Here is an 11,690-nt window from a genome sequence, read left to right on the forward strand (position 1 = left end):
TGCGCCGAGGCGCTGCGCGCCGTCGCCGACCGCGCCGCGGACCTGCGGATCGACCCCGGCCGCATCGGCCTTGGCGGCGACAGTGCGGGCGGCAACCTGGCGGCGGTGCTGGCGCTGATGGCGCGGGACGGCGCCCTGCCCCCGGTCCGCGCGCAGACGCTGATCTATCCCGCGCTCGACCTCACCCCCGAGGCGCGCCGGCCGGACCAGCCTGCCGACACAATGTTCATGCGGCCCGAGACGATGGATTGGTTCGTCGCGCACCACCTCGGCCCCGAGGGCGATGCCCGCGACTGGCGCGCCTCTCCGGGGCTGGCGGCGGACCTTGCCGGACTGCCGCCGACCCAGGTTGTCACCGCCGGGCACGACGTGCTGCGCGACCAGGGCCTCGGCTTCGCCGCGCGCCTGGCGGACGCGGGCGTCACGGTGCGGCTGCGCGACTTCCCCGGGCAGATCCACAACTTCGTCGCCATGCCCCACGCGATCCCCACCGCCCACGTCGCCATCGCCGAGATCGCGGAGTTCCTGGTCGAGCATCTCTGCGGCGACACCGGCGCCTGAGCGGGCTCAGGGCCTGGGCAGCGCGATGTAGCGCCGCCGCAGGCAGAACAGCACGGCAAGACCCCAGACCACCGCCAGCCCGGCCACCGCCGACAGCAGACCGCCCGTCGCGCCCAGCGCGGCGCGGGCCGGGGCGCTGAGCTCCAGTCCCGCGATGCAGAGCGCCGTGATCGCGACGGCCGGGGCCAGCGTTCTCAGGATCTCCGCCAGACCGACCTTCAGCGTCGCGCGGATCACGGCCACGGTCAGCACCGAGGACACGGCGGACATCAGGACATGCGCCCAGGCCGCCTCGGCCGCGCCGAAGCGGCCGAAGGTCAGCAGCGCCGCGATGAAGGCGACCAGCGCCACGGCGCGCACCCAGAGCTGGGTCCGTCCGAGGCCCTGGCACACCATCGCGGGTTCGAGCAGGACCGACAGGAAACCGACCCCGCGCGACAGGCTCAGCAGGACGATCACCGGCGCGGCGGGAAGCCAGGTGGCGTCGAACAGGAACAGCACCAGGTCCTTCGCCAGGATCGCGAAGGCGGCGAGGATCGGCCAGAGCAGCGCGGCGCCGAAGCCCGTGTGGTCGAGCCAGATCCGCTTCAGTTCGTGGTGCTCGCCCGCCTTTTCGGCCTGGGACATGCGCGACCAGCTGATGGTGTTCAGCGGCTGGAAGATCAGGTCCGCCGCGGTCTGCGAGATCCGCGCGCCGCTGCGATAGGCGCCGACCGCGGCGGTGTTCAGGAAGGCGCCGAGGATCAGGTCGGCCCCGTAACTCGACATCATGCCGAGGCCCGAGGTGCCCCAGAGCGGCAGCGCGGTCGTGCGCAGCCGTGCGAAGGCGGCGCCCGAGAAGGCCAGGCGCGGTCGGCTGCGGTCGGCCATCAGCACCATCGCCATCTCGACGGCCAGCACGGCGTAACGTCCGAACACCAGAGCGAACACCCCGGACCCGGCCAGCAGCGCGCCCCAGGTGACCACCAGCGCAATGGATTCGGACACCATCCCGTAGAGGCTGACGAAGCGCACCCGGCGGTCGCGCACCAGGTGCGCCTCGCTCCAGGCGACGAGCGCGCGCAGCAGCGGCAGCGGGGCGAGCGCCAGGAACACCGCCCCGGTGTCGGCCCCGTTGCCGAGCGTCGCCAGCCCCACCGCCACCATCAGCGCCGCGCCGCCCGCGCCGATCGCCGCCATGGCGCAGAAGCCGGTGTGGCGCTCGGTCTCGAAATCCGGGCTGCGCAGGAGCGCCTGGTAGAAGCCGGTGTAGACGAGGCTGATCAGGATCACGCAGCAGGCCCAGCCCAGCGTGTAGGTGCCGAAGTCCGCCAGCTCGAGATAGCGCGCCGCGATCATGATCTGCACGAAGGCGACGAGCTGCACCGCCACCCGCGCGCCCATGCCCACCGCCATCGGCGAGAGCAGCAGCGCCAGCGGGCCCGCCCCGCGCGAGCGCCGCTTCATGGCGCGCCAGAGCGGCAGCGCCCCTGCCCCCGCATCGGTGCCCGTTCCCATTCCGTCCTGTCCTCTTCCCGCCGTCGCGGGTTTCCTGGTTGCGTCCGGGCGACCGGCCCCGACATGGTGCGGCCCGCCGTCAGTCGATCCGCGACAGCTTGTAGCCGCGGCTGACGCTGCGGCCGAGCTCCGGGTGGGTGTCGATCACATGGCCGAGCGACGGGATCTCCCAGCTGTCGTCGATCCGGTAGCCGATGTCGGCGAGCCCCGCCTCGAACGTCGCGCGGCAGCGGATCTGGTAGGGCACCCGCGCCGGTCCGATCCGCTCGAGCGTCGTGACCGAGGGCCCCTCGCGCGTGGCGACCTTGTTCAGCAGCATCGCGGCGGGGCGGTTCGGCAGCAGCGCCACGAAGTCGGCGAACGGCAGATCGAGGTATTGCAGCAGACCCGAGGCCAGCAGCAGGTCGGTCCGCGGCGCCTCTTCCAGGCTGTCGGTGAAGCCCACCTCGGGCGGGACCGCCCCCCGCGCCTGCGCGGCGCGTCCCGCGCGCACCGTCTCGGGCAGGTCGTAGATCGTCCAGCGCATGTCGCCGAGCCGGACCCGGTCGCGGAAGGCGATGTACTTGGTTCCGAAATGTCCCCCGGCGTCCAGCACCGAAAGGCCCGGCGCGCGCAGCCGGTCGAGCCAGAACAGCATGGGATAGTCCCAGACCCGCAGCGCGCACATCACCTCGAAGTTCACCACAGCGACCTCGGCGTGGTCGTAGGTGGCCAGGCGGCGTCGCGGCACCGCGGCCAGCGCCGCCTCGCGGCCGGGATAGGCGCCGAGCATGGCGGGCTGGCGCGGGCTCCACCGCTTCAGCCGCGCGAGCGCGGTGCGGGCCGGGCCGCCGAGGTGCCGGGCCAGCGCCGCCTCGGCCGCCTTCGCGCCCTCCTTGAGCGAGACGGGGCGCCGGGGCTGTGCCGGGGCCGGGTCGTTCACGATCGTCACGGGCGTTCTCCTGTTCCGTCGCATGGCCTGCCCTGCCGTTTGTGGCGCGCCACCGGGCGGTACGCTCTCCGAGGTCCGGGCACCGGCCCTGCCTACCGCGGAAGCGGGAGCGCTGCCACGAAACAGCAGTGGACGGTGCGTTTCCGCCCTGCGCCCGAAAAGATCCCGGCCGATCGGCGGAATTGTTTCACCAGCGCGCACGACCTGCGGCCGATGCAGGCAGCGGCGACTCGGCGGCGAAGGGACGCCCCCCGTTGCCGCCGCCGCGCATCTGCCGCAGTCTGCGCCCGATCACCGCGGCCACGACGCCGCGCCGGAAGGAGACCGCGATGCAGGACAGGACCGAAACCCACCAGGAGATCCGCGACGCGGTGCGCGCGCTCTGCGCGACCTTCCCGCCCGAGTACCACCGCGAGGTCGACGCCGCCCGCAGCTATCCCGAGGCCTTCGTCGACGCTCTGACGCAGGCGGGCTGGCTCGCCGCCATGATCCCCGAGGACTACGGCGGCGCGGGCCTGGGCCTGACCGAGGCGACGGTCATCATGGAGGAGATCAACCGCTCGGGCGGCAACTCGGGCGCGTGCCACGGGCAGATGTACAACATGGGCACCCTGCTCCGGCACGGTTCGGAGGCGCAGAAGCGGGAGTACCTGCCGCGCATCGCCAGCGGCGCGCTGCGGCTCCAGTCCATGGGCGTGACCGAGCCGACGACGGGCACCGACACGACGAAGATCCGGACGACGGCGGTGAAGAAGGGCGACCGCTATGTCGTGAACGGGCAGAAGGTGTGGATCAGCCGGGTGCAGCACTCCGACCTGATGATCCTGCTGGCCCGCACCACGCCGCTTGCCGAGGTGAAAAAGAAGTCCGAGGGCATGTCGATCTTCCTCGTCGACCTGCACGAGGCCATCGGCAAGGGGATGGAGGTGAAGCCCATCGCCAACATGGTCAATCACGAAACGAACGAGCTGTTCTTCGACGACCTCGAGATCCCCGAGGACTCGCTGATCGGCGAGGAAGGCAAGGGTTTCAGGTACATCCTCGACGGACTTAACGCGGAACGCACGCTGATCGCGGCGGAATGCATCGGCGACGCCTGGTGGTTCATCGACAAGGTCACCGCCTATGCGAGGGAGCGCGTGGTCTTCGGCCGGCCCATCGGCCAGAACCAGGGGGTGCAGTTCCCCATCGCCGAAAGCTATGTCGAGACCCGCGCCGCCGACCTCATGCGCTACGAGGCGGCGCGGCTGTTCGATGCCGGCCTGCCCTCGGGCGCCGAGGCGAACATGGCCAAGTACCTCGCCGCCAAGGCCAGCTGGGAGGCGGCGAACGCGTGCATCCAGTTCCACGGCGGCTTCGGCTTCGCCCACGAATACGACGTCGAGCGCAAGTTCCGCGAGACCCGGCTGTACCAGGTTGCCCCGATCTCGACCAACCTGATCCTGTCCTACGTCGCCGAGCACCTGCTCGACCTGCCGCGATCGTTCTGACCGGGCCGCGGCGTGCTAGGTGTCCGGGGTGCGGAAGCTGAACGCGCCCGGCGGGTCCATTTGGGCGCGCACGTGTTCGACGAAGGCCGCCACGCTGCGCGAGCTGTCGGCGCCCCGGCACATCAGCACGCCCATCTTCAGCGGCCGCGGATTGCCCGAGATCGGCACGAAGCAGAGCGCCCCGCCATCCGGCGCGCGGTCGGTGACGGGGCGGAAGTTGGCGATGGAATAGCCGAAGCCGTTCGCGACGAGCGAGCGCATCACCGCGATGTCCCGCGTCCGCTCGACGATCCGCGGCCTCCGGTGCAGCCCCGAGAACAGCGACAGGAAATAGTCGCTGCTGGCCGGCAGGTCGAGCAGGACCATCGGCAGGCCCACCAGGTCGTCGAGCGACACCTCGCTGCGCCCGGCCAGGGGATGGCTCTGGGCGAAATGCGCCACCGGCGGCAGGTCGATCAGCGGCAGGAACACGAGGTCGGGCGGAATGTCGAGATCGTAGGTCAGCGCCACGTCGAGCCGGGCATCGCGGAGGCGGTCGAACAGCTCGGACTGGTCGCGCTCGTGCTGGTGGAACGACACCTCGGGATAGGCATCGACGAAGCTGCGCCGCAGCCGCGGCAGGACCACCTGGGCGAAGGTCAGCAGGCAGCCGACATGCAGCTCGCCCCGGACCGTCCCGGCCAGCGTGGCCGCCAGGTCGCCGAGGCCGCGCGCGCTGGCCACCGTCTCGCGCGCGCCCACGAGGAACCGCCGGCCGACCTGCGACACGGCCAGGCCGTGGGCGTGGCGGCGGATGAACAGCGTCAGGCCCAGTTCCGCCTCGAGCTGCGCGATGGCGGTCGAGATCGTCGGGGACGAGACGTTCAGCGCCTGGGCGGCGCGGGCGATGGAGCCTGCGTCGCAGACCGCGATGAAGTATTCGAGCTGCCGGAGGGTGATGCGCAGGGGCATCAGCCCTCGTCGCCCGGCACGCCGTAGGAAGGCGCGGCGCCGGGGTTCAGCGCGCGGGTCACATAGTCGTCGGCCTGCGGACGGTAGAGCTCCCAGATCCCCGCCAGCGCCTCGACCGGGCACTCCGGTTCCAGCCAGTCCACCCTGAGGTCGGCATAGGGCCAGCTTTGCGCGTCGACGACCAGAAGCCCGGCGGAATGGACCGGCCCCGCCTCGCCCCCCGCATGCAGCCCGCCCCTGAGCGCGGCGATCAGGCGGTCGCCAAGGCTGCCCCGTGCGCTCTCGAAGGCCGCCACCATCGCGGCGGGAACGCCGTCGTGGGCCAGCATGTTGCCCCCCGCGACGCAGTCCCGCCCCTCGGCCGCGGTCCAGATTCCCAGCGCGCGGGGCCCGGAGTGCACCGCCGTCGCGCCGCCGGCGTCGATGGCAAGGAGCTGGCGGAACTCCGGCGCGGCATCGGCGGCGCAGGCGGCCGCCACCGCCGCCGCGGCGTCCTCGCCCGCGGCCATGCGCTCCAGCATCAGGGGCCCAAGCTCGGGGTTGGTCACGTTCTGCGAGGACACGGCGCCGGCCCCGGCCCGCGCCCGCGCGCAGCGCGCGGCCACGGCGGGCGAGGAGGACGAGATCGCCACCCCCAGCTGTCCGCTTCGCGCGCAGCGTCCGACGATCGAGAAGGTCATGGGTCGGTCTCCGTGGTTGGGGTCAGTCGGGGATCACGGCGGTGGCGTCGATCTCGACCAGCCACTCGGGCCGGGCCAGGGCGACCACCACCAGCCCGGTGCACACCGGATGCACGCCGCGGATATATTCGCCCATGGTGCGATAGACCGCCTCGCGGTGGCGCACGTCCGTCAGGTAGACGACCAGCTTGGTCACATGCTCCATCCTGCCGCCGCATTCCTCGACCAGTTGGCGGATGTTCTGCATCACCTTGTGGGTCTGCTCGACCGGGTCGTGGCTGTCGATGTTCCGCGCGGTGTCCAGGTCCTGCGGGCACTGGCCGCGCAGGAAGATCACCTGCCCCCGCGCGACCACGGCCTGCGCGAGGTCGTTGTCGAGCTTCTGCTCGGGATAGGTGTCCTTCGTGTTGAAGGGGCGGATGCGGCGGTGGGCCATTCTGGAGTACCTTCAGGAAACGGTTGCGGAAGCGGGTCAGCCGGCGCGCGCATCCGCGGCGGGCGCCGCGGGATCCGGGCGGTAGGCGCGGTAGGCGGCCTGGATCGCGATGTGCTCGGCGATGTGGCGGGCGTCGTGCCAGACGCCCCAGATGAAGCTCGACCCCCGCCCCGAGAGCCAGGGCAGCCCGAGGAAGTAGATCCCCGGGGCCCGCGACACCCCGCGCTGGTGATCGGGGCGGCCCGCGGCGTCGAAGGCATCGACCTTCATCCAGCCGTAATCGTTGGCATATCCGGTGGCCCAGACGATCGTGCCGATCCCCGCTTCCGCCATGTCCAGTCGGCGCAGCGGCGAGGTCACGCAATCGGGCATCGCCGCAAGGGTCCGCGCCGCGGGTTCGGGTGGCAGGTCCAGGCCGTTGCGCGCGACGAAGGCGTCGGCCTCGTCCAGCAGGGCCAGGTAGGTGGCATCGCCGTTGCGGATGTTGCGCTCGAGATCCGGGGCGAAGGAGAGGACGCCGTCGGTGCAGGCCTCGGTGCGGCCGAGAAGCGTCATGCCGGCATGGGCCAGGCGGCGGAAATCCACCGTCTCCCCGCCCCCGGCGCCGCTGACGGCGATGGTCACATGCTCGGTCCCCGGCGCGCTGGCCTGCTTGTCCCACTTGCCGAGCACGCCGAGCCACCAGACGAAATCCCGCCCGCGGTAGCGGCGCGGCGGGCGGTCGTGGGGGCCGACGGAGAGGTAGACCTTGCGCCCGGCGCGCATCAGCTCGGCCGCGATCTGCACCCCCGAGGAGCCGGCGCCGACGACCAGCACCGCCCCTTCCGGCAGCTGCCCCGGGTTGCGGTAGGCGCCGGAGTGGATCTGGAGCAGACCCTCGGTCGGCGGGACCAGCGACGGCATGACCGGGGTCTGGAAGGCTCCGGTGGCCACGACGACGTTCTGCGCCGCGATCGCGCCGCCGGAGGTTTCGGCCAGGTAGCCGGGACGCCCCTCCAGCGGCGCAAGCCCGGTGACCGTCACGCCGCAGCGCACCGGCGCGGCGAAGCGCGCGGCGTAGGCTTCGAAATAGTCGGCGACATCCTCCTTGCCCGGAAAGGCGTCGGGCGAGCAGCCGTCGAACTCCATGTTCGGAAAGCGGTCGTGCCAGGCCGGGCCGTTGGCGACGAGCGAATCCCAGCGGCGGCTGCGCCAGGACTCGGCGATCCGGCTGCGCTCGACCACGAGGTGGGCGATGCCCTTCGCGGTCAGATGCTCGCTCATCGCGATGCCGGCCTGCCCTGCCCCGATGACGAGCGTATCGGTGGTTTCGGTTGTCATGCGGCCTTCCCCTGCGGCTCCGGTGCCGGGGCGACGGCGCCCGCGGCAGGTAGTCCTTCAGCAGTAGCGCCCCGGTGGATTAAGAAAAACAACAAAATTCATCACCGTGGATTAGCCTTTTCCTATTTCCCGCGCCGCCCGAGTCGCAGACCCTGCCCCGCCGCCCGACGATCCGGGCGCTTGCCTGACCGGCGGCTTCGCCTTTAGATGACGGCAAAACCAGAAACGACCGATCGAGGCAGGACATGAAACCACACGCGCTGGCGCCGCTTGTCGCCATCACCCTTCTGGCCGGATGCGCCATGGGCCCCGGCCACCGCGCCGTCGTCACCGGGGCCGGTCCCGACGAACTCCTCAAGCTCAGGGGCGGCCCCGGGCTTGGCTACCGCGTGATCCTGGGCCTGCCCGATGGCACCGCCCTGACCCGCCACGACTGCGTCACCGAGGTCGGCCAGCTCTGGTGCCGTGTCTCGCTCTCTGCCGCGCCGAAGATCTCGGGCTACGTCTCGGCCGACTACCTCGCGGCCCCCTGACGCCGGGATCGGCGGACCGGAGGCGTGGCGCCAGGAACAGCCCGCGCCCCCGGAACGCACCGAGGTCCGATGGATGTATCGACCCGCACGATCCTATCCCTGTCGCCCGCTGACGCCGGGCGTGTATCGAGCCCGTGGAAGCCCGCTCATGCTACAGGGAAGATCGCAGCCATGAGCATGACGCCCCCGCCGCATCACGCGCATGGCACGTCATCGCGCGCGTGAAGGAACCGATTGACCCCGCACCCTGGCGGCGCGCTCCGATCTTCATGCGCTCGTCTTCATGCGTCTGTTCGGTCACCCCCTGATGAAAGCGAGCAGATCGGGATTGATCACATCCGCATGGGTGGAAAGCATACCGTGGGGAAAGCCTTCGTACACCTTCAGGGTACCATTCTGCAGCAGTTTCGACGACAGAAGAGCCGAGTTCGCGATCGGCACGATCTGGTCGTCGTCGCCGTGCATCACCAAGGTCGGCACCGAAATCGCCTTCAGATCTTCGGTCTGATCGGTCTCGGAGAAAGCCCTGATGCCGTCGTAGTGCGCCTTGGCGCTGCCCATCATGCCCTGGCGCCACCAGTTCTGGACCACGCCCGGATAAACCTTTGCGGACTCGCGGTTGAAGCCGTAGAAGGGACCGGACGCCACGTCGAGGAACAGCTGGGCGCGGTTCTCGGCCACGCCTTTGCGGAAACCGTCGAAGACGTCGATCGGAAGGCCGCCGGGATAGGCGTCGGTCTTCAGCATGATCGGCGGCACCGCGCTGACCAGCACCGCCTTGGCGACGCGGCCCGCGGGTTCGCCATGCCGCGCGACATAGCGTGCGACCTCGCCACCGCCGGTCGAGTGGCCGATGTGAACGGCGTTCCTGAGGTCAAGATGCTCGACCACGGCGAAGGCGTCGGCGGCATAGTGGTCCATGTCGTGGCCCTCGCTGACCTGGCTCGAGCGGCCGTGGCCGCGCCTGTCGTGGGCGATCACACGGTATCCGTTCAGGAGGAAGAACAGCATCTGCGTGTCCCAGTCGTCACTGGAGAGCGGCCAGCCGTGGTGAAACATGATCGGCTGCGCGTCCTTCGGCCCCCAGTCCTTGAAGAAGATTTCGGTGCCGTCTTCGGTGGTGACATAGGACATCGTCGAGGATCCTTCCTGTGTGTGTTCGGGGGTCGGAGTTGCGCCAGCCAGGTGCGGCAGGCTCGTCAGGGCGGCCATTCCGAAGACGCCCATCTCGATCACGTTTCGGCGGGTGAGCATGGCAGGGGGCACCGTTCGGATCTTTGTGTTCAGGCATGGCTGGGGTCCCTTTCGGATTGCGGGCCTTGTGGAAATCGGGAAATCTGCTGTGTCGCGGCGGCGATGGAGAGCGTTCGCTTGCGTCGCCCTGTGCATCGTTCCGGCCTGCCCCGACCGCCGGTCACAGCGATACACCCGAAGAGCGGGCGACCCCATCGCACCAAAGTATAATCGGCCGAAGGAGCCGCGGGCGCCGACGAGCGATCGCGGACTGCGGGGCGTTCGCCTGCGCATCATACTTTCATATGATGCGCCCTTGGCCGACGAGTGGCGTAGGCTGGGCGGGACGAAGAATGCAGGACGCCACAAGCGGTCGAGCGGCGGGGGGCCAATGCGGCGCAGGCGTCCGACGAGGGATCCGGATCTTGGAATATGCAGGTGCAGACTAGGACACGGGAAGGCAGGGCAGCCGTCGTCGCGATCGTCGACGATGACGACTCCGTCAGGGAGGCGCTGCGCAACCTGCTGCGCTCGGTCGGCTACGAGGTGCAGACCTTCGGCGACCCCCGCGCCTTCCTCGACAGTACCGAGGCTCGCGCGGCCAGCTGCCTCGTCCTCGACGTCAGGATGCCCGCCATCAGCGGCTTCGACCTTCAGGGGGAGTTGTCACGTCGCCGCATCGAGATCCCCGTTGTCTTCATGACCGGTTTTGCCGACGTGCCGATGAGCGTGCGGGCGATGAAGGCGGGGGCGAGAGATTTCCTGCCCAAGCCCTTCCGCGAACAGGACATGCTCGACGCCGTGGCGGCCGGGGTCCGCTCGGACCTGCTTCGGCGCGACACCGAGGACCGGAAGGTTGCCCTTGCCAAGCGCTTCGCCCAGCTCACGACGCGTGAGCGCGAAGTGATGGCCCTGGCCACCGCCGGCATGATGAACAAGCAGATCGCCTTCGAACTGGGGCTGAGCGAGATCACCGTGAAGATTCACCGGGGCAAGGTGATGCGGAAGATGGAGGCGAAGAGCTTTGCCGAACTGGTGCGCCTGGCCGACGAGCTTGGCCTGCGTGGCCGCGCTTGAACGACCTCCGGACGCCACATCGCAAGCTCCCCTGCCCCGGGATCGCCTCGCCCGCTAGGGGTGGGGAAAGAAAGACTGGAAAATGGCCCCAGGGCCTCCCCTGATCGCGATCGTTGACGACGACAGTTCCGTCAGGGATGCGCTTGGCAGTCTCGTCCGCGCGCTGGGCTACCGCGTGCAGCTCTTCGGCTCGGCCGAGCAGTTTCTCGCGGCGCCGCTCGCCGCGCCCGACTGCATGGTCTGCGACCTCAATCTGCCGGGAATGAGCGGCTGGGACCTGCTGGCGCGGCTGCGCGCCACCCGGCGCTTCCTTCCCGTGATCCTCATCACCGCCTTCGCCGATGAAAGCCCGGGGGCGAGCGGCGTGCGCATCTTTCACAAGCCCTTCGACGCCGCCCAGCTGGGAGAGGCGATACGGAACGCAGTCGGAGACCGGCTCTAGTCCTTCATGTGGCCTGCGTGGCGATGGCATGTGAAACCGGAGCCGGACCCGGCTCGAACAGAGGAAACGAGATCTCGAACCTGCACCCTCGCGGTTCGTTTTCGAGCAGGCGGATCTCGCCGCCGTGGGCGCGGACGATGGAGCGCGAGATGGCAAGACCCATGCCCATGCCGCGGGGCTTCGTGGAGTAGAAGGCCTCGAAGATCCGGCCGCGTTCGTCGGCGGCCAGACCCGGCCCGGTGTCGGCCACGCCGATCACGGCCAACCCACGGTTCCGTCTCGCCGTGATCGTCAGGCGTCTTGAGTCCGTCATCTCCCTTGCCATGGCATCCAGCGCGTTGCCGATCAGGTTCAGGACCAGCTGCTGGATCTGGACCCGATCGCCCATGACGTAAAGTTCTTCGTCTTCCGACGGCTCTGTTGCACAAATCCCGTGAGGGATTCATCTCGTGAATCCAGCGTGGTAGCTGGTCAGCATGAGCAGACACACACCCCCGACCTACAGAACCAGGAACTGGCCGGCCTATAACGAAGCGCTC

Annotated in this window: 13 protein-coding genes; 5 read left to right on the forward strand and 8 right to left on the reverse strand. The window is 69.8% G+C overall.

Annotation, left to right across the window (positions count from 1 at the left end; translation table 11 throughout):
• Nucleotides 1–561 (forward strand): alpha/beta hydrolase (locus tag A7B20_RS20550; protein ID WP_157937746.1); only part of this gene is annotated, 561 nt, incomplete at its 5' end.
• A gap of 6 nt (nt 562–567) precedes the next feature.
• Here A7B20_RS20550 and A7B20_RS20555 read toward each other — a convergent pair.
• Nucleotides 568–2,058, reverse strand: a complete 1,491-nt coding sequence (locus A7B20_RS20555) for an oligosaccharide flippase family protein (protein ID WP_102110454.1) — start codon at nt 2,056–2,058, stop codon at nt 568–570.
• 79 nt (nt 2,059–2,137) lie between these two features.
• Nucleotides 2,138–2,989 carry a methyltransferase, TIGR04325 family gene (locus A7B20_RS20560; RefSeq protein ID WP_157937747.1) on the reverse strand — a complete coding sequence of 284 codons (852 nt, stop codon included), beginning with the start codon at nt 2,987–2,989 and terminating at the stop codon, nt 2,138–2,140.
• Between the two features lie 329 nt (nt 2,990–3,318).
• On the opposite strand from A7B20_RS20560, the gene A7B20_RS20565 reads away from it, so the two are divergent.
• Entirely contained in the window at nt 3,319–4,479 is a 1,161-nt protein-coding gene (locus A7B20_RS20565) for an acyl-CoA dehydrogenase family protein (RefSeq protein WP_102110465.1), read from the forward strand.
• A gap of 15 nt (nt 4,480–4,494) precedes the next feature.
• Here A7B20_RS20565 and A7B20_RS20570 read toward each other — a convergent pair whose 3' ends face one another.
• From A7B20_RS20570 to A7B20_RS20585, 4 genes are read right to left on the reverse strand one after another with little or no spacing between them, the layout of a single operon-like run.
• Nucleotides 4,495–5,430, reverse strand: coding sequence for a LysR family transcriptional regulator (locus A7B20_RS20570; protein ID WP_102110456.1), 936 nt, complete (start codon nt 5,428–5,430; stop codon nt 4,495–4,497).
• Nucleotides 5,430–6,110 carry a DUF1028 domain-containing protein gene (locus tag A7B20_RS20575; protein ID WP_102110457.1) on the reverse strand — a complete coding sequence of 227 codons (681 nt, stop codon included), beginning with the start codon at nt 6,108–6,110 and terminating at the stop codon, nt 5,430–5,432. Before A7B20_RS20575 ends, A7B20_RS20570 begins: the two co-directional genes overlap by 1 nt.
• A 22-nt stretch (nt 6,111–6,132) precedes the next feature.
• Entirely contained in the window at nt 6,133–6,546 is a 414-nt protein-coding gene (locus A7B20_RS20580; RefSeq protein WP_102110458.1) for a RidA family protein, read from the reverse strand.
• Nucleotides 6,547–6,582: 36 nt separating this feature from the next.
• Nucleotides 6,583–7,866: a flavin-containing monooxygenase gene (locus tag A7B20_RS20585; protein ID WP_102110459.1), complete on the reverse strand. Its 1,284-nt coding sequence runs from the start codon at nt 7,864–7,866 to the stop codon at nt 6,583–6,585.
• Between the two features lie 245 nt (nt 7,867–8,111).
• Between A7B20_RS20585 and A7B20_RS20590 the strand changes: the two genes are divergently transcribed.
• Nucleotides 8,112–8,399, forward strand: coding sequence for an SH3 domain-containing protein (locus A7B20_RS20590; RefSeq protein WP_102110460.1), 288 nt, complete (start codon nt 8,112–8,114; stop codon nt 8,397–8,399).
• 297 nt (nt 8,400–8,696) lie between these two features.
• On the opposite strand, the gene A7B20_RS20595 is transcribed toward A7B20_RS20590, so the two are convergent.
• Nucleotides 8,697–9,653, reverse strand: coding sequence for an alpha/beta fold hydrolase (locus tag A7B20_RS20595; RefSeq protein WP_102110461.1), 957 nt, complete (start codon nt 9,651–9,653; stop codon nt 8,697–8,699).
• Between the two features lie 411 nt (nt 9,654–10,064).
• Between A7B20_RS20595 and A7B20_RS20600 the strand changes: the two genes are divergently transcribed.
• Nucleotides 10,065–10,709, forward strand: a complete 645-nt coding sequence (locus tag A7B20_RS20600; protein ID WP_102110462.1) for a response regulator transcription factor — start codon at nt 10,065–10,067, stop codon at nt 10,707–10,709.
• A gap of 82 nt (nt 10,710–10,791) precedes the next feature.
• On the forward strand, nt 10,792–11,151 hold the full coding sequence (locus A7B20_RS20605; RefSeq protein ID WP_102110463.1) for a response regulator transcription factor: 360 nt from the start codon (nt 10,792–10,794) through the stop codon (nt 11,149–11,151).
• A gap of 4 nt (nt 11,152–11,155) precedes the next feature.
• Here A7B20_RS20605 and A7B20_RS20610 read toward each other — a convergent pair whose 3' ends face one another.
• Nucleotides 11,156–11,539 (reverse strand): sensor histidine kinase, encoded by a 384-nt coding sequence (locus tag A7B20_RS20610; protein ID WP_102110464.1) that lies wholly within the window; start codon nt 11,537–11,539, stop codon nt 11,156–11,158.
• Between the last annotated feature and the right edge of the window lie 151 nt (nt 11,540–11,690).

The sequence above is a fragment of the Oceaniglobus roseus genome, assembly GCF_002869745.1.
Classification (GTDB): domain Bacteria; phylum Pseudomonadota; class Alphaproteobacteria; order Rhodobacterales; family Rhodobacteraceae; genus Oceaniglobus; species Oceaniglobus roseus.